Consider the following 18,120-nt stretch of genomic DNA (forward strand, 5'->3'; position numbering starts at 1 on the left):
ACTCCAATTGCAGAATACCTCATTATCCGTATATACTCTGAGCATGCTAATAACAATAATAACGCTCCCAATATGACTAAATTAGGCTTACGCGATTCTGTTTTAACACTCACTCTGATCCCCACGGTGATCATTGGATTGTTACTCGGTGGTTATTTTACAATAAATCGTTACATTGAGCTTGATGAAATTTTATATCAACAAGGGACGACTATTTCAGAGCCCCTTGCTATTGCGCTTGAGCAGCCATTACTTGAAAAAAACAAACAATTACTAAATCGTGTCATTAGCTATACACACAATAAGCACTCCCCGGTAGTAAAGGCGATTGCATTATTTGACGACAATAATAAGCTAATAATAACCAGTAACTATCATCGCTCGTTTGATGACTTGCTCAACAACGAGCAACTAAATAATCTTAATGCCACTCAAGTCCATAAAACAGATGATTTAATTACCTTTTTTACACCCATTATTAATCACACAAGTCCTGATACAAAATGGGATAAATCGATATTTCAAACCTCACTAGGAACTGTGGTATTACAGTTAAATAGAGATCAAGCGGTTATTGGCCAGCAAAGAGCCTTACTGGTCAGTGGTATTGTTATTATACTAGCCCTAGTACTGGCTGCTATTTTAGCACTTAAACTTAGCCATATGTTTATGACCCCTCTTAATAAATTAGTACTGGCAACCGATAGGCTCGTAGAAGGTAAAAGAGAAACTGGTTTAAACGAGTCCATGATTGGTGAGTTTGAGTTACTCCGCGAAGGGTTAAATACTATTTCTTACTCTATGGTGATGCAAAAAGATGAAATGCAAAAAAACATTGATCAAGCCACCAGTGATTACCGCGAAACATTAGAGCAGTACGAAACGCAAAATATTCAGCTCACTATGGCAAAAAAAGAAGCTCAAGATGCCAACCGAGTTAAATCTGACTTTTTGGCAAAAATGAGTCATGAGCTACGCACCCCTTTAAATGGCGTGATTGGTTTTACGCGTCAGCTGCATAAAACGCCATTAAATAAAAACCAAAAAGATTACTTAGATACCATTGAACTGTCGGCTAATAGTTTAATGACCATTATTAGCGATATATTAGACTTTTCAAAATTAGAAGCGGGCGCTATGGAACTTGAGTCTATTCAGTTTCAGTTGCGCGATACCGTTAACGAAGTAATGACGCTGTTAGCCCCAAGCGCCCATGATAAGCAGCTTGAGCTGTCTATTTATATTAGCCCGCAAGTGCCCGATCACCTAACCGGTGATCCTACGCGATTAAAACAAGTTTTAATTAATTTATTAAGTAACGCAATTAAGTTTACCGAAAAAGGCGCTATAAAAGTCGACATTAGCCATAGACTACTCGATGATGAGCGCACCTCAATTTTAGTTTCAGTGGCCGATACAGGCGTAGGTATTCCTGTTGATAAGCAAGATGCATTATTTACCGCCTTTGGCCAAGCCGATTCAAGTATTACCCGTAAATTTGGTGGCACTGGCTTGGGGCTAATTATCACCAAGCATATTGTAGAGGCCATGAGTGGTAAAATTACACTTAACTCAGCCCCTGGTAATGGCACCTGCTTTACCTTTAATGGCGTATTTAGACTGCCTAATCATGTGTTTGCCAGTGACTTACCAACTAAACCTTTGCTCGGTAAGCATGTTTTATATTTAGAGCCACACGAGCACACCCATCATGCTGTTTTATCTTTGCTTAACGAATGGCAAATAAGTGTGACCGGCTGCTTTAGCGATGCAGAATTTTTAGCTGCAATCGACAATAAAGAGCAGCAATATGATATTTGTATCATTGGTGATATGGCCTCGGTTAACGATATGCAGCGTTTAAAGGCTCATGTAAAAGCGGTGCGTGAATCAACCGACTATTTATATTTAATGCTCAACACGGTATCGCATAGTATGCGTGAAGCCTTTATTGGCAGTGGCGCTGATGCCTGCTTAAGTAAACCACTTAACCATCGTAAATTGTGTGAACTACTTGCCGCGCCGTATCGATTAGATCACCCGGTGCACAACATTGAGCAAAATGAGCAAACACTCTTGCCGTTAAAAGTATTAGTAGTTGACGATAATGACGCTAACTTAAAATTAATTTACACCTTACTTAATGAGCAGGTTGAGCTAATAGACACAGCGCACAATGGCTCGCAAGCTTACAGTTTAAGTAAAAGCCATAAGTACGACGTAATATTTATGGACATACAAATGCCAATTATGGATGGTATTACTGCCTGTAAGTTAATTAAAGAATCATCATTAAACGAAGATACGCCCATCATTGCCGTAACCGCACATGCACTGCACAGCGAAAAAGAGCAGTTATTAAAAGACGGTTTTGAAGGCTATTTAACTAAACCGATTGATGAGGACATGCTCAATCAAATTATTTGCGATCACAGCCCGCAACTACCGGTTAGCCGCGATAAACTAAAAAACATGCCACAAAGCCCGCCCCCTTTTAAGAGTGTGCGCCTTGATTGGGGCATAGCACTGCAACATGCTGGCGGTAAAAGTGAGCTGGCATTAGAAATGCTCAATATGTTATTACTCAGCGTGCCCGAAACACTTAGCCTATTAGCACAAGCTATTGCCGATGAAGACTGCAAACAAGTACTGAGCATTATTCATAAGTTACATGGTGCGTGTTGCTACACTGGCGTACCTAAATTAAAGTCGCTGGCCGAAACAATCGAAACCGCGTTAAAAAGTAACTGCGTATTAGCCACTATTGAACCTGAGTTATTTGAACTACAAGACGAGCTAGAGAACTTACTACTTGATGCTAAAGATTAAAGGCTCGAAACTATAAAACGATAGCTATTGCGCCATCAGTACAATAAACAGGAAGAGACTTTATGAGCAATAACAAAGTAATTGGTAGTATTGAATGGCGCGATCTTACTGTGGCTGATGCACAGCAAATCAGCGACTTTTATGCACACGTTGTTGGTTGGCAAAAAGAGCCTGTAGATATGGGCAGTTACAATGATTTTAATATGAATAACGCACAAGGGACAATAGCAGGCATTTGCCATGCTAAGGGCGATAACGCCGATTTACCAGCACAGTGGTTAATGTATGTTCGCGTAGAAAATGCTCAGCTTAGCGCACAAAAAACGCTGGAGTTAGGAGGCGAAATTATTAAAGGGCCGACTGAATATGGTGGCGAAAGCTATTTTATTATTCGCGATCCAAGTGGCGCTATTTTGGCAGTGTATTCTTAACTTTTAGTGGCTTTAATTGTACTCACCCAAGCTAGTTGCTAACTTGCATAACAGCCGGGCTCAAAATTAGAAGCTCCATGCACCTAATATAACTAAGTAGCAAGAAGCTTCAAGTAGCTTATTTAAAGCGAGGCTTTAGGCACGCGCTTCAAGCATTAAGCGTTTCATATCGCGTACGGCTTTATCTAGCCCATCAATGGCGGCACGAGCAATAATGGCGTGACCAATATTAAGCTCATAAATTTCTTCCATTGCGGCAATTGGTTTTACATTATGGTAATGCAAACCATGGCCCGCATTGACAATTAAGCCAATACTGGCTGCGTATTTAACGCCTTGGCGAATATGTTCAAGCTCTTTGCTTATTGCCTCATCGGTTGTAGCATCTGCATAAGCACCGGTATGAATTTCAACATACGGAGCGCCTGTTGCTTTAGCTGCATCTAGCTGCGCTTTATCGGCATCAATAAATAACGAAACTTTAATACCTGCGTCGCTCAAGGTTTTTGTTGCTGCGGTAATTTTTTCAAGATTACCCGCCACATCAAGTCCGCCTTCGGTGGTTAGCTCTTCGCGTTTTTCTGGCACTAGGCATACGTACTCAGGTTTTACCTCAAGTGCAATATTGATCATTTCATCGGTTACGGCTGTTTCAAGGTTCATGCGTGTTTGTATGGTTTTAGCCATTACATACACGTCACGGTCTTGAATATGACGGCGATCTTCACGTAAATGAATAGTGATACCGTCGGCTCCTGCATGCTCAGCTACACTTGCTGCATGTGCTGGATCAGGGTAGCTAGTGCCACGTGCTTGGCGAAGTGTTGCAATATGATCAACGTTTACACCCAAAAGAATATCTTTCATTATTTTACCTGTAAAATTACGTTTATTGAGAGGCCGCAAATAACTCACGACTTTTTAATGGTTTATTACCAAGTAGTGGCTTTAATAAGTAGCGGCTTAATTGCTTTGCCATATATAGCACATCTGCTTGGCTAAAGTCATGATTAGCTATGGCATTAAGTTGCAAACCGCTAAATCCAGAGCGCGGATCGTCTTGTACTAAAAAGCCAACTTCTGCAAAATAGCTATACGTTCGCTTTTCATCTATGGGTTCACCGCTGGCGTCAAAACTAAAATCGACGCCATAACCTAATAGTTCTAATAGTTGAAATTCGTAAGAACGCAGTACTGCTTGTAAATTAGCACCGCTATTAAGGTTTTTTAAGTGCGTATTATAAAGCTGAAAAACCTGATCAATCGGTTCATTAATTGGCACAATTCGATTAGTTAATTCATTTAAATAAAAGCCGCAATAAAGCTCATCACCTTTTAAAAAAAGTGGCGTTCCGTGCAGTTCAAATTTGTTGATGTATTTTAAATCGTACTTGCCGTTGTAATGTACCAACAAGGCTTGGAAAGGTTGTAATTGCGCTTTATGTTTAGTGGCCTGGCGGCCACTAATACGGGCTAGCATTCTAAGTTGGCCAACGCCTTCTACTAGCATATCAAGCATTACTTGGGAGTCACTATAAGGACGCCGATGTAATAAATACGCTCTGTAGAAGTCGCTATCCATAATTTAAACTGCTAGCAGATTATTAGTCTTCACCATAACCTAGGCTTCTTAATGCGCGCTCGTCATCAGCCCAACCCGATTTAACTTTAACCCAAAGCTCTAAAAACACTTTATTATCGAGCATTTCTTCAAGATCTTTACGTGCTTCGCGACCAATGGTTTTTAGCTTTTCGCCTTTATTACCAATCACCATACGCTTTTGTGTTTCGCGCTCAACGAGTATTAAACCATTGATATGCCAAATACCGTTTTCTTGCCATTTAAACTGCTCTATTTCAACAGTAACAGAATACGGTAGCTCCTCGCCCATAAAACGCATTAGCTTTTCACGAATGGTTTCTGCTGCCATAAAGCGCATTGAACGGTCGGTTACGTAGTCTTCTGGAAAATAAAATTCACTTGGCTGAAGGCGTTTAGTTACTTCAGCTTTGATCAAGTCGATATTTTTACCTTGCTCAGCCGACACTGGCATAATACCAATAAAGTCAAACTTGTCGCCTAACCACTTCATATGAGGCAGTACTAGGTCGCGATCTTTTACTAAATCTATTTTATTGATCACCAATAATACCGGCTTACCACTTTGCGATACTTTATTAAGTACCATGTCGTCATCGGCATTCCAGTGGGTGCCTTCAACTACAAATATAATAAGCTCTACATCACCAATTGAACTAGATGCTGCGCGGTTCATTAAGCGGTTAATAGCACGTTTTTCTTCAACGTGTAGCCCAGGTGTATCAACGTAAACAGCTTGATGCTTACCTTCGGTATGAATACCCATAATACGGTGGCGTGTGGTTTGTGGCTTACGTGAGGTAATACTAACCTTTTGCTCAATAATTTTATTAAGTAAAGTAGATTTACCTACGTTAGGGCGCCCTACTATTGCGATCATGCCACAAAACGTATCTATATCGCCATCGTGTGGTTGTATTAAGGTATCAAGGTTCATTTTTAAGTATCTTCAATGCTTTTTCAGCAGCTTTTTGTTCGGCTTTACGACGCGAGCTACCAACAGAAATAATGCTATCCATGCCATCAACAATACATTCAACCGTGAATGTTTGATTGTGTGCCTGGCCTTTTGTATCAACAACTGTATAGCCCGGTAACGATAGTTTACGAGCTTGCAAATGCTCTTGCAGCAGGGTCTTAGGATCTTTTTGATTAAGCCCTGGTGAAATAGCATTTAAACGCTCTTCATACCAAGATAAAATTAATTCGCCACAGCGTTCAATATCCGAATCTAAAAACACAGCGCCAATAATCGCCTCTACGGCATCGGCAAGTGTTGACTCGCGACGAAAGCCGCCACTTTTTAGCTCGCCTGGACCTAAGCGTAAATAATCCCCTAAGCCAAACTCTAAGCCAAATTCAGCCAATGTTTGACCACGCACTAAGGTAGAGCGCATACGGCTTAAATCGCCTTCACGCGCTTTAGGAAATTTAGCATACAGCGCATTTGCAATCACAAAGCTTAAAATTGAATCGCCTAAAAATTCTAGTCGCTCGTTATGCTGACCTTTATGACTACGATGCGTCATTGCTTGCTCAAGCAAGCCTTGATCTGCAAATATGTAGTCTATTGTTTTGTATAGTTCTGTTACATTTTTTTTCATTGCTATTGAATATTACCTAGGCGTTCAAAACGAACACCAGTTGGAACCCATCCTGGTAAAATGTCATCTGGGCCATTATCAAATTCAAAACTCATCCATATAAAGACAGCTTTACCCACCAAGTTTTCTTTTGGCACAAAACCCCAAAAGCGACTATCTTGGCTGTTATCGCGATTATCACCCATCATAAAATAATGATCAGCAGGAACAACCCATTCATCGGTAGGTGTACCTGGTTGCTGATAATAACGCCCTTTACGTTCAGGCGCCTGAGGGTTAATTAAAATATCATGGTTTAACGTAGTTAAGTTTTCATTTAAACGCGCTAATGCCATTGAGCCTTGCTTAAATTCGTCATCATTAATTAATTTAAAATCAATTTTATTAAATTCATTACAAAGCAGCTCACCCTGCTGGGTTTCACCAGCTTTACAATTTGGTTGAATATATAAACGCTTATCACGATAAACAATTTTATCGCCAGGCAAGCCTATTGTGCGTTTAATAAAATCGACCTTTTCGTCTAGCGGGTATTTAAAAACAATAATATCACCACGCTCAGGCTCACCTACATCAACTAATTGGCTGCGCCATACAGGGTCTTTAATCCCGTACGAATACTTTTGCACTAAAATAAAATCTCCTACTAATAAAGTAGGCATCATTGAACCTGAAGGTATTTGAAACGGTTCAAACATAAACGATCTAAATATAGTGATAGCAGCAATCATCGGAAAAATCGACTTTGCTGTTTCAGTAAGCATAGGCTCTGGTGCGATTAATGCGGCAGTTTCTTCATCTAATTTACCACCAGCAGAAGCCTCTGCCATAGCCAAATGCGCATTTCGTTTCGGCGCAAACATTAAGTGGTCTATTAACCATATTAGACCTGAGCCTAAGGTTAATAGCACCAATAAAACTGAAAAATAGCCAGCCATTTATAATCCTTTGTTTTTATTTACCAACTTTTAAAATAGCTAAAAACGCTTCTTGAGGCACTTCAACGTTACCTACTTGCTTCATGCGTTTTTTACCATCTTTTTGCTTTTTAAGTAGCTTTTTCTTACGACTCACGTCACCGCCGTAACACTTAGCAATTACGTTTTTACGCATCTGTTTTATCGTAGTACGGGCAATAACATGTCCGCCAATAGCTGCTTGAATCGCAATATCAAACATTTGACGTGGAATTAGCTCTTTTAGTGCATCGGCTAATTGGCGACCACGTGATTGCGCACTATCGCGGTGAGCAATGATCGCCAGCGCGTCGACGCGCTCTGAGTTGATTAAAATATCAACACGTACCATATCTGATGTTTGGAAATGCTTAAAGTTGTAATCAAGCGATGCAAAGCCACGACTGGTTGATTTTAACTTATCAAAAAAGTCCATAACTACTTCTGCCATAGGCAGTTCGTAAGTTACCGCAACTTGCTTACCATGATATGACATTTTAGTTTGCATGCCACGCTTATCAACACACAAGGTAATAACACTGCCTAAGTATTCTTGCGGCACTAAAATATTGGCTTCTACAATCGGTTCACGAATTTCTAAAATATCGTTTACCGCAGGTAAATCAGATGGGTTATCAATTTGGAAAGTCCCGTCTTTTTTAGTCACTACTTCATAAATTACGGTTGGTGCTGTGGTAATTAAATCAATATCGTATTCACGTTCTAAACGCTCTTGAATAATTTCCATGTGTAGCATGCCTAAAAAGCCACAACGAAAACCAAAACCAAGTGCTGTTGAGTTCTCTGGTTCGAAAAATAACGACGCATCGTTTAAGCTTAATTTATTAAGCGCATCACGAAACGATTCATATTCATCAGAAGCAATTGGGAACATACCTGCATACACTTGTGGTTTTATTTTTTGAAAACCAGGTAAACGCAATGGTGCCGCATTTTTTTGATGAGTAATAGTATCGCCAACAGGTGCACCATGTATTTCTTTAATACCAGCAATTACAAAGCCTACTTCACCGGTTCTTAAAATACCTGTGTTAGTTTGCTTTGGTGTAAATACACCTACCTGATCGGCTGTGTGTACGTGATCGTTCGACATGATTTTAATTTTGTCGCCCGCGCGCAGTTCACCGTGCTTAATGCGCACTAATGATACAACACCTTGGTATGGGTCAAACCATGAGTCAATTATAAGTGCTTGAAGAGGAGCATCTTTATCGCCAACCGGTGGCGGTACATCTTTAACTATCATTTCAAGTACTTCGGCAATACCAACGCCAGTTTTAGCGCTACATTGCACTGCATCTAGGGCATCAATACCAATAATATCTTCGATTTCTTCAGCCACACGAAGCGGATCGGCTTGTGGTAAATCTATTTTATTAAGTACAGGAATAACTTCTAAGTTCATTTCAATGGCAGTGTAACAATTTGCCAGTGTTTGTGCTTCAACACCTTGACCAGCATCTACAACGAGTAACGCACCTTCACATGCTGCTAATGAGCGTGATACTTCATAAGTAAAATCAACATGCCCTGGGGTGTCGATAAAGTTAAGCTGGTAGATCTCGCCGTCATTGGCTTTATAATTCAAGGTTACACTTTGCGCTTTAATGGTAATACCACGTTCGCGCTCAATATCCATTGAATCCAAAACCTGTTTTTGCATTTCACGGTCGGTTAAACCACCACAAACTTGGATCAAACGATCTGAAAGGGTCGATTTACCATGGTCAATGTGGGCGATGATCGAAAAATTACGGATATGCTTCATAAAATGGATTCTAAACTCTATTTTAATGGACTAAGTAGATATACCTAAACAACTTGAAAATATTTGTTTTTATATTTTCAAGTTGTTGTGGCGTAAGCGGGCAATTTTACATTTAATTGGCATCAATCACCATCTATTTGAGTTAAAGGAAGGCTAATTGGATGAATTTTTATCACTTTGATATCATGCCTGAATGATTTAACCCACATTTTAGCCATTAAAAAGCCAATACCGCCACCCAAAGCAGCAGCTAAAATTTGCCATCCTTCGGTAACTAACAGTAATTCAGCGGCAACTAGCGCAAAGCCTAGGCTTAAAAATAGCGGCAACATATATACAGTAAATGCGTGTTTAACAACGTGGCTGTCATCGAGCGACAAGGTAATTTTTTGTCCCACCACTACGGGCGTGTCAAATTTATAGGGAAAGGTTTTTTTAGCACTGCCAAATAACTTACTAAACACCTGCGATCCACAACGACCATTACAGCCTTCGCATGCTTGTTTTTGTTGTGCCTCTAAATGTGCAATGTGGCCACTAAGGGCCACAACTTTTAAGGTTTGTTCTATCATAACAACTCTTTATAAATCGTTTATAATGCGCGGGTCACCGACTCTGCAATTTTTTTGGCCGTTAAACTAGGAATATTACCCACCACCGAAACATCAAAATTACCTCCGTTGTGCACATAAACTGTGGTTGCCCCAGAGGTGAGTGAGCCACTTAAGCGCTTACCCGGCAAAGGTCTTTGTATAAATACCGACACTTCTACAAAGCCATCTGAAAATAAATAGTAGTCGGTTAATTCATTATTTAAATCTAATTTATGGCGGTCTGATTTTAATAATTCAAAGCCTGCTGGCAACCAGTCTATTTTCCACGTTTTTGCCGTATTACTGTCCAATGTTTCGAGTGAGTTATTTGGTAACGGGGTTGGAAAGTTGCGATTAAGTATTTCCAGCAACATACTAGCAGGCTGCTCTGTAACACTTATGTGGGTAAGTTGCAGTTGCTCTAAAGCTTCGCCTTGATGATTAACATAGGCCGCTTTTAGTAATAAAGAGGATTCCATATCAAGCCAAATCCAGTAGTTATATTTGTCTTCATCTTTAGATTCTATACGTACTAACTGAGCTGCTCGTCCTGATATACGCCCTTTTCCACCAAGTACAAAGTCATAATGGCCACTTAAACGCTCAACGTTTTTAAACAGTACTTCAGGAATTGGCCCTGCAATTGAATCAGTTGTAAGTGAATAAGGCTCTGATTGCGGCTCAAAATAAGTAACTTGGTTGTCAACGCGTACCATTTCTAGGCCCGCGCCATTGAGTAAACTTAAGTGTTCTATCTCAATGTCATCTTGTTTTGCATGTAACCAACGGTAGGGTTCCATGGTTTTACCTTTAACAACCACAAACGAGGCGTCAAAGTTACGGGTATGAACGGCATTAGCCATTTTAAGCAGTAAATCTTTGGCAGGATTGGTGTCGCTGGCAAAGGTATTAAAGCTGATTGCCAGCGACAGAATAAAAGTAATTACTTTCATTTAATTAGTTGTTTTCCTCTGGTTTTTTTGCATCCGTTTGCGCAGCCTCTAATGAATGTGCAACACGAGCTTGGCGTTGATGCTCTAAAACAAGTGCGCCAATACGTTGCTGCTGCAATTCACGCAAACCATTTTCTGCGTTTTTAAGCGCGGGCTCCGATGAATAACTCACTGGTGATGCAGTACCTGTAAAAGGTGTTGTTTGCAGCAATGGAATTTCGCTTTGTTGCGCGCCATCGCCCTGTGGCAACATATTTACGCCTACAATAGCAAACATAGCAACACTTGCTGCAATCGCAAGTTGTGCCACTGGCTTGCGCCAATTAAATGCCACAACTTTATTGTCGTTTATAGTATCACTTTGCGGCGCAGATTGCGCTTTAGACTGACTGAAATCTGCATATACTGGTTCGCTTTCGAGTGCTAACGCAACACGCTTGCTAATATCAATATGAATATCGCTGTGATCTTTTTGAGCTCGCATTGCATCACCAATTAACGCATAACGGCCAAAGATAGCAACGTCTTGCTCTGCAATTTTTGCATCTGCTAGTTGTTGCTCGCCGTCAAGTAATGCAGATAACGATTCGTCATCTAACCTGTTAACGTGTGCTTTTATCATACTAAGACTCGCCTATTAATGGGTTTAATTTGTTATCAATTGCCTCACGGGCACGAAATATACGCGAACGTACCGTCCCGACTGGGCAATCCATTACCACAGCTATTTCTTCATAGCTCATCCCTTCAATTTCTCTGAGGGTGATTGCGGTTTTAAGATCTTCAGGCAAACTATCAATCGTATTAAAAATAACAGCGCGTACTTCTTCGCTCAGCAGTAAATTTTCAGGAGATGCGTTAGAACGCATTGAGTCCGCGCAGTCATAAAATTCGGCATCTTGTGCGTCTATATCACTTGCTGGCGGTTTACGCCCCTGAGCTACTAAATAATTTTTAGCACAATTTACTGCAATACGGTACAACCAAGTATAAAAGGCACTATCGCCCCTGAAGTTAGGAAGCGCACGATAAGCTTTTATAAACGCTTCTTGTGCTACATCTGCAATATCACCCTGATTTGACACATAACGTGAGATCAAACCGGCAATTTTGTTTTGATACTTCTTTACTAATAGGTTGAAGGCGTTTTTATCTCCTTGCTGAACCCTTTTTACTAGCGCTAAATCTTGATCCTGCTCGCTCATTCGAGCCGGTACTCCTGTGTCTAATTTTTGCTTATCATTCATAGTGTCGCCATTGTTCACAGATACTCTGACTCTTACATGAATAAAAAGTTCTGCTTTATATTGTTTTTTTATTAAATAGTCGTAAATAACCGTAGTTAGAGCCAAAATTACTACTTGGTATGATGGCAAATATGATACAACTACCACTATTGAAAACAAACATTGCTCTATATGGGCATTGTAACCGCAAAGTACCTCTGACATGAACCAAAATAAACATCACATTGCAGATGTCGCTATTATCGGTAGCGGCGCAGCGGGCTTATCACTTGCCTTATCTTTAGCTAACTATTGTAACGTTACCGTAATCAGTAAGGGAGCACTCACTGAAGGCTCCACACTCTATGCCCAAGGTGGTATAGCCGCGGTATTTGATAAGAAACATGACAGTATAGAATCACATGTGCAAGACACGCTCGATGCGGGCGGTGGCTTATGCGACAAAGAAGCAGTGCACTATACCGCTAGTAATGCCCACGATTGTTTGCAATGGTTAATTAATCAAGGCGTACCGTTTGATATAGAGCTGGATAGCCATGGTAAAGAGCGTTTTCATTTAACGCGTGAAGGCGGCCACAGCCACCGACGTATTTTACACGCCGCCGACGCTACTGGTAAAGCCGTACAAACTACATTAATCAGCCAAGTTCAAGCCCACAAAAACATCACCCTGTTAGAGCATTACAACGCCATTGATTTAATTACAGATAAAAGCGGCAATAAAGCCAGCTCGCATATAAATGGCATGTATGTATGGAATAAAAACGCCAAAAAAGTAGAAACAATTGCGGCTAAATTTGTTGCTTTAGCTACAGGTGGCGCTAGTAAAGTGTATTTGTATACTTCAAACCCTGATGTCTCCAGTGGTGATGGTATTGCTATGGCATGGCGTGCGGGTTGTAGAGTGGCGAACATGGAATTTAACCAGTTTCATCCAACCAGTTTGTACCACCCTGAATTACAAAACTTTTTAATTACCGAGGCAATGCGTGGTGAAGGCGCTTATTTAAGACGCCCCGACGGCAGCCGATTTATGCACGAGTTTGATGAGCGTGAAGAGCTTGCTCCTCGCGATATTGTTGCTCGCGCTATCGACTTTGAAATGAAACGTTTGGGTGCCAATTGCGTATTTTTAGACATTAGTCACAAAGATAAAGATTTTATTATTGAGCACTTCCCCACTATATATGCAAAGTGCCTAAGTGTCGGGCTCGATATTACCAAAGATCCTATTCCTGTTGTACCTGCAGCGCATTATACCTGTGGTGGAGTAATGACTGACTTTAATGGTAAAACCGATTTAGATAACTTATATGCAGTAGGTGAAGTTGCTTATACCGGCTTACATGGTGCTAATCGTATGGCGAGTAACTCATTACTAGAGTGTATTGTGTTTGCCCATGCGGCTGCAAAAGACATTTTAAGCAAAATTGAACATGCACCAGAGCCCATTAATCTGCCGCACTGGGATGAAAGCCGCGTAGCTAATTCAGATGAAGAAATAGTGATTACTCACAACTGGCATGAACTAAGGTTGTTTATGTGGGACTACGTGGGTATTGTGCGCTCAACCAAACGCTTAGAGCGTGCACTACATAGAGTTGAGTTGTTACAGCAGGAAATACATGACTATTACGCTAACTTTAGAGTTAGTAATAACTTGTTAGAGCTGCGTAATTTGGTACAAGTTGCCGAACTAATTATTCGCAGTGCACTTGAGCGCAAAGAAAGCCGTGGCCTGCACTACACTATTGATTATCCAGAGCAAAACGCTAATCCAACACCTACTATTTTAACTCCACAGCGTTAATTGCATTAAGTGTGGCGCGTTTTAGGCGCGCATAGCTTTGTACATCAACACTATTGGCTGTAATAATCAGCCAATAGTTGTTATTAAAACCCTTAATATAAAGCCAAACACCGTTGCCAATTAAGCGGCTTTTAGCACTTATTTCGCCTTGAATTAACCGTGTGTTATTTTCAAACCTAAACTGCTTTGGGGCTAAAATAATAACGCCTTCAAGTGGCTGTACTGCCTGCATTTTTAGCCATACAAGTATGGCTGCTACAAAGTTAACAACTATGCAAAAAATGATTGCCTCAAGTGAGCTTAAAAATAAGCACAGCAATAATGTTAAAACACAAAAAAAGACCACAATAGATTTATGGTCTGTTTTGTTTGCTGTAACTGTAAACCTATACACGAACTCGGTCTAAAATAAGTTGCACCATGCTGTTGAGCTGCTCATCTTTACATTCTTTATGGCCCATAAACCAAGCAAATAAGTCAGGATCTTCTTCGGTAAGTAAACGCTGAAAAATAGCTTGCTGTTCAACGCTAAGTGAATCAAAAGCATCCTCTACAAAGGGCATAAACAATACATCTAGCTCTAGCATGCCACGGCGACAAGCCCAACGGATACGTGCTTTACTATGAATTTCAGTCATTTTAAACCTCATATTTAATTGACCTGAGTTTAACAAATACCAATTAATTTAGCAGCTCTTAATCACTTATTAAAATAATAAAAACCCGTACAGAGTTAGCTGCTGTACCCAAGGTTGTATCTACGTTATTATGTTACCTCATTAAATAGTCAAAGAAGGTGTTTATGTCGATTGTTCATGCGTGTGCTTTATCTCATCAGCTTATTAGCTTCTCTGGCGCAGATAAATTATCTTATCTTCACGGACAAATCACTCAGGATATCAACAAGCTAACCAACAACAATTATCTTTGGGCCGGGCACTGTAGCGCCAAAGGTAAGTTATGGGGCGTGTTTAAATTATTTTCTCATCAAGATCATTACTATTTAATTGGCTCTAAGGCTGAAGTAGAGTGCTCTTTAGCCGAGTTAAAAAAATATGCGGTATTTGCTAAAGTAGACATTAACGTAGCACCACAGCGATTAATTGGCTTAATTAGCGACGACTTTACTGAGTTACTCACACAACTTAATATCGAATTTGCGGCGCAAGACACTGCATGCGATTTTAGCCATGGTAAAGCTCTTAAGCTTACCGGCAATCGACTTTTACTAATGGTAGATGAGCAATTTAACTTGCCTGATAACGTAGTAACGCTTGAAAACGATATGCTATGGCAACAAGCTGCTATTTTAGCCGGCGAGCCACAGCTTAATGAGCAAGCGATTGGTGAATACGTGCCGCAAATGGTTAACTTGCAAGCAATAGGTGGCATTAGCTTTAAAAAAGGCTGTTACGCAGGGCAAGAAACCGTAGCGCGAATGAAATACTTAGGTAAAAATAAGCGTGCTATGTATATCGTTTCAGGGCAAAGCGATGGGTTACTTACTGAGTTGGATCTAGAAAGACAACTAGGCGAAAACTGGCGCCGCGCTGGTAAACTTATCAGCCAGAGCTTTAATGAACAAACTAAAACACTTACTGGCCTTGTAGTGTTGCCAAACGATACTGATGTTACTCAGGTACTTCGTGCAAAACACACTCCTTCGGTAGAGCTAAACATTCTTCCTCTACCCTACTCTCTTGAAGATGAATAAATAGGACTGACTATGATCGTTGCAGCAAACAAAGTGGTAAAAATGCATTATTCGGTATTAGATAATGACGGCAATACCATTGATAACTCGTTCGATGGCGAACCACTAATTTTTATTATTGGCACCGGCTATCTAATTTCAGGCCTAGAAAATGCTCTGCAAGGCAAACAAGCTGGCGACACGTTAAGCGTAAAAGTTGAACCTGATGAAGGTTACGGCGAACGTAGTGACAACTTAATGCAAGCTGTGCCTAAAGAAATGTTTGAAGGCATGGAAATTGAAGTGGGTATGCAGTTTCGTGCATCAACCGATGATGGCGATCAATCAGTCATGATCATCGACATTCAAGACGAAGAAGTTATTGTAGATGGTAATAACCCACTGGCTGGTATTACGCTTAACTTTAATGTAGAAATTTTAGAAGTACGCGATGCAACCGAAGAAGAACTAAGCCATGGTCATGTACATGGTGAAGGCGGTTGTGGTCACGACCACTAAAATGCCCTAAGCAAATAAAAAAGCGCCTAAGGCGCTTTTTTTGTTACTAAACTCAATTTAATTACATTTAAACCGCAGCAGGTTTAACATCATCGGAAGCTGCTTTAAGTGTTTCTGCAGGTGCTATTTTACCTTCAAGCGCTGTGAGTAAGCCTTGCTGATCATTAGTACCCACTCTGTATAAAGTGCCATCTTTAAGGGTAAGTTGAATAGCACTAAAACCAGACACTGTATATATCCAGCCATCGTGGGTAATACGAATACCAATCCCATGACGATACGAGTTTTGCACCGCTTTAGCTTCTGCAATATCTGCAAGTGCAATACTTTGCCCAGCAACACCTGGACCAAATGCCCAACTAATATGAGTGTCATTTACTTTTACGGTTAAGCCATGAAACAAAAAACCCACCAGCACTAAAATACCGGCAAACACCATAAGTGGGCCATCAGCCCCAATTAAATTCCAGGCAAGGGCTACAAAGCCGCCAATCCAGGCTAATACAAAAAATATAAATAGCGCATACTGCTTATGCTGATACATAACACTCTCAAAATTAAATAACGATACGATTAAAAATAAAACAACTTAAAAGCTATAAACTAATGTTGCGCTGAGCTCTGAGTCAAACTTGAGCTTATTTTCTTCAGGTTTGGAATTATAACGATACATATAAGCAAACTTAAGTGATACCCCACCAATTACTTGGCTGATCAAGGCTGTTTCTGATTTTAATCGTGAATTAAGCCCCGACAAAGACTGCTCTATACTTACATCTTGGTTAAAGCGCGTTCGCTCAGAAACCAACCGCTCCCATTGCATAGCAAAGCGCACTAAATAACCTACTTTGTTTTTATCATCTTCGCTAACATCAGACTGCTCCTCAGCCACAGAGCGATACAAACCAGGTCCTATATCAATATCAACTTTATTTTTAACGCCTTGGTAAACGCGCGCACCATAACCTGTTGCTACTGTACTTTTAAACGCTAGACCGCTAAATTTATCTTCTTCGTAATCGCCATAAATAAAAAATGAGGAATTCTTAACGCCTACTTTGTAGTTACCTTGCGCTGATATAAACACCCGGTTAGCGGTCACATCAGACTTTCCGGTGTCATCGTTATGATCGCGTTTGTATAAGGAATCTATTTTAAATTGATTACGCCAGCTTTCAAAATCTTGATAAAGGTTACCTTTGAGTTTAAAACTGGTCGAATTAGTATTGCCTTTACTTAATATAAAACCAAATTCGGTGTCGCCGTAAAGCATTTCGCCTTTATGTAAATCATGAATTTCTTCATCCGAGAGTTGTCCGTATTCATGAAAATCTTCAAAAGGATCGACAGCCCAACTTGGGCGGCAAACCATTAAAAAAATTAAGAATAAAAACTTACGCAAAACACTCTCTCTTGTAGGTGATCATAAAACAACTTTAACTAAAACTGAGTTACTCAGTCTCTTTCCATAAAATGTGACAAAAAGGCGCGTCTTTATCACGGCTAATTAAAATTTTAGCGAATAATACATCGTCATTTTCAAATTCTAAGCCTACTAACACCTGCAAAAAATGATCAGCTTCAACTTCTAGAGCAACAAAATCCTGCCATTGCTCATCGGGCTCGCCCTCTTCAATAAAACCAAGTTCTTCTCTGTATTGATTAAAAGTCTCAACGTCTTGCTCATTCAGGTTGCTTGGTGCCAATTCTAAAAAAATATCGTACGCTTGATGAGTTGCTTCTTCTTCTGTGTATAAACGCGGGCCTGACATGAGTAGTTAACCTTTGAGCTTTTAAAGTATGATCATAATACCAAAAGTTATCGTTGTTTTGAGAAAAAAACGCTGAAAAAACTGACTTTCTTCAGTCTCTTAATTGTTATAAGTAAAATCAATCAATTGAGACCTGCCGCTGAGTAATAAATTCATTTTATTTTAGGGTCTGTTGACCTTTGCGGATTAAAATTTGTTCAAACTAGGGGCGATTTAATCACGGCGCGAGGTTTGTAACCTAGTGGGCTAAGTAAAAACCGAGCAAAGCTTCCGCGTCCTGCTCACGCCCCTTACCTACATCCATGTAGGCAACAAAGAGTCAAT

The 18,120-nt window shown here is 40.3% G+C and carries 20 protein-coding genes; 5 read left to right on the top strand and 15 right to left on the bottom strand.

The features are described 5' to 3' along the window. Positions 1 to 72 precede the first annotated feature (72 nt). Together barA and I6F41_RS04375 are read left to right on the top strand one after the other, a co-directional pair. On the top strand, positions 73 to 2,829 hold the full coding sequence (barA, locus tag I6F41_RS04370; protein WP_197107748.1) for a two-component sensor histidine kinase BarA: 2,757 nt from the start codon (positions 73 to 75) through the stop codon (positions 2,827 to 2,829). Between the two features lie 62 nt (positions 2,830 to 2,891). Beyond that, entirely contained in the window at positions 2,892 to 3,260 is a 369-nt protein-coding gene (locus I6F41_RS04375; RefSeq protein WP_086995046.1) for a VOC family protein, read from the top strand. A gap of 135 nt (positions 3,261 to 3,395) precedes the next feature. Here the strand turns inward: I6F41_RS04375 and pdxJ are convergent, their stop codons facing one another. The 10 genes from pdxJ to rpoE all read right to left on the bottom strand — a co-directional run bounded on the left by pdxJ (position 3,396) and on the right by rpoE (position 11,960). Continuing rightward, a complete protein-coding gene (gene pdxJ, locus I6F41_RS04380; RefSeq protein ID WP_011327431.1) occupies positions 3,396 to 4,127 on the bottom strand; it encodes a pyridoxine 5'-phosphate synthase in 732 nt (243 codons plus the stop codon). 22 nt (positions 4,128 to 4,149) lie between these two features. Further along, complete coding sequence (gene recO / locus I6F41_RS04385; RefSeq protein WP_011327430.1) at positions 4,150 to 4,842, bottom strand: DNA repair protein RecO; 693 nt, start codon at positions 4,840 to 4,842, stop codon at positions 4,150 to 4,152. A gap of 22 nt (positions 4,843 to 4,864) precedes the next feature. After that, on the bottom strand, positions 4,865 to 5,797 hold the full coding sequence (era, locus tag I6F41_RS04390; protein ID WP_011327429.1) for a GTPase Era: 933 nt from the start codon (positions 5,795 to 5,797) through the stop codon (positions 4,865 to 4,867). Beyond that, a complete protein-coding gene (gene rnc / locus I6F41_RS04395; protein WP_041454353.1) occupies positions 5,787 to 6,464 on the bottom strand; it encodes a ribonuclease III in 678 nt (225 codons plus the stop codon). The genes era and rnc overlap by 11 nt, the downstream gene beginning before the upstream one ends. A 2-nt stretch (positions 6,465 to 6,466) precedes the next feature. Then, positions 6,467 to 7,402 carry a signal peptidase I gene (gene lepB, locus I6F41_RS04400; protein WP_011327427.1) on the bottom strand — a complete coding sequence of 312 codons (936 nt, stop codon included), beginning with the start codon at positions 7,400 to 7,402 and terminating at the stop codon, positions 6,467 to 6,469. A gap of 16 nt (positions 7,403 to 7,418) precedes the next feature. Further along, positions 7,419 to 9,209, bottom strand: a complete 1,791-nt coding sequence (lepA, locus tag I6F41_RS04405; protein ID WP_011327426.1) for a translation elongation factor 4 — start codon at positions 9,207 to 9,209, stop codon at positions 7,419 to 7,421. 122 nt (positions 9,210 to 9,331) lie between these two features. Next, on the bottom strand, positions 9,332 to 9,781 hold the full coding sequence (locus tag I6F41_RS04410) for a SoxR reducing system RseC family protein (RefSeq protein WP_011327425.1): 450 nt from the start codon (positions 9,779 to 9,781) through the stop codon (positions 9,332 to 9,334). A gap of 20 nt (positions 9,782 to 9,801) precedes the next feature. Next, complete coding sequence (locus I6F41_RS04415) at positions 9,802 to 10,755, bottom strand: MucB/RseB C-terminal domain-containing protein (protein WP_011327424.1); 954 nt, start codon at positions 10,753 to 10,755, stop codon at positions 9,802 to 9,804. A 4-nt stretch (positions 10,756 to 10,759) separates the two neighbouring features. Next, positions 10,760 to 11,377, bottom strand: coding sequence for a sigma-E factor negative regulatory protein (locus I6F41_RS04420; protein ID WP_197107750.1), 618 nt, complete (start codon positions 11,375 to 11,377; stop codon positions 10,760 to 10,762). Between the two features lies 1 nt (position 11,378). Then, a complete protein-coding gene (gene rpoE / locus I6F41_RS04425) occupies positions 11,379 to 11,960 on the bottom strand; it encodes an RNA polymerase sigma factor RpoE (protein ID WP_011327422.1) in 582 nt (193 codons plus the stop codon). 244 nt (positions 11,961 to 12,204) lie between these two features. Here rpoE and nadB point away from each other — a divergent pair, with 244 nt between their 5' ends. Then, positions 12,205 to 13,812 carry an L-aspartate oxidase gene (nadB, locus tag I6F41_RS04430; RefSeq protein WP_011327421.1) on the top strand — a complete coding sequence of 536 codons (1,608 nt, stop codon included), beginning with the start codon at positions 12,205 to 12,207 and terminating at the stop codon, positions 13,810 to 13,812. Here the strand turns inward: nadB and I6F41_RS04435 are convergent. Together I6F41_RS04435 and I6F41_RS04440 are read right to left on the bottom strand one after the other, a co-directional pair. Then, entirely contained in the window at positions 13,790 to 14,158 is a 369-nt protein-coding gene (locus tag I6F41_RS04435) for a hypothetical protein (protein WP_197107761.1), read from the bottom strand. The genes nadB and I6F41_RS04435 overlap by 23 nt on opposite strands. Before the next feature lie 40 nt (positions 14,159 to 14,198). Further along, on the bottom strand, positions 14,199 to 14,450 hold the full coding sequence (locus tag I6F41_RS04440; RefSeq protein WP_011327419.1) for an FAD assembly factor SdhE: 252 nt from the start codon (positions 14,448 to 14,450) through the stop codon (positions 14,199 to 14,201). Between the two features lie 164 nt (positions 14,451 to 14,614). On the opposite strand from I6F41_RS04440, the gene ygfZ reads away from it, so the two are divergent. Both ygfZ and I6F41_RS04450 read left to right on the top strand, forming a co-directional pair. After that, entirely contained in the window at positions 14,615 to 15,526 is a 912-nt protein-coding gene (gene ygfZ / locus I6F41_RS04445) for a tRNA-modifying protein YgfZ (protein WP_197107751.1), read from the top strand. A 12-nt stretch (positions 15,527 to 15,538) separates the two neighbouring features. Beyond that, the gene (locus I6F41_RS04450) at positions 15,539 to 16,024 is read left to right on the top strand and encodes an FKBP-type peptidyl-prolyl cis-trans isomerase (protein ID WP_011327417.1); all 486 of its coding nucleotides are present in this window, start codon (positions 15,539 to 15,541) and stop codon (positions 16,022 to 16,024) included. 67 nt (positions 16,025 to 16,091) lie between these two features. Here the strand turns inward: I6F41_RS04450 and I6F41_RS04455 are convergent, their stop codons facing one another. The 3 genes from I6F41_RS04455 to I6F41_RS04465 all read right to left on the bottom strand — a co-directional run bounded on the left by I6F41_RS04455 (position 16,092) and on the right by I6F41_RS04465 (position 17,796). Next, on the bottom strand, positions 16,092 to 16,568 hold the full coding sequence (locus I6F41_RS04455) for a hypothetical protein (protein WP_197107753.1): 477 nt from the start codon (positions 16,566 to 16,568) through the stop codon (positions 16,092 to 16,094). A 45-nt stretch (positions 16,569 to 16,613) separates the two neighbouring features. Continuing rightward, positions 16,614 to 17,396 carry a DUF481 domain-containing protein gene (locus tag I6F41_RS04460; protein WP_086995029.1) on the bottom strand — a complete coding sequence of 261 codons (783 nt, stop codon included), beginning with the start codon at positions 17,394 to 17,396 and terminating at the stop codon, positions 16,614 to 16,616. A gap of 79 nt (positions 17,397 to 17,475) precedes the next feature. Continuing rightward, complete coding sequence (locus I6F41_RS04465) at positions 17,476 to 17,796, bottom strand: HI1450 family dsDNA-mimic protein (protein WP_011327414.1); 321 nt, start codon at positions 17,794 to 17,796, stop codon at positions 17,476 to 17,478. Between the last annotated feature and the right edge of the window lie 324 nt (positions 17,797 to 18,120).

The organism is Pseudoalteromonas sp. SCQQ13, assembly GCF_015864415.1.
Classification (GTDB): Bacteria; Pseudomonadota; Gammaproteobacteria; order Enterobacterales; family Alteromonadaceae; genus Pseudoalteromonas; species Pseudoalteromonas nigrifaciens.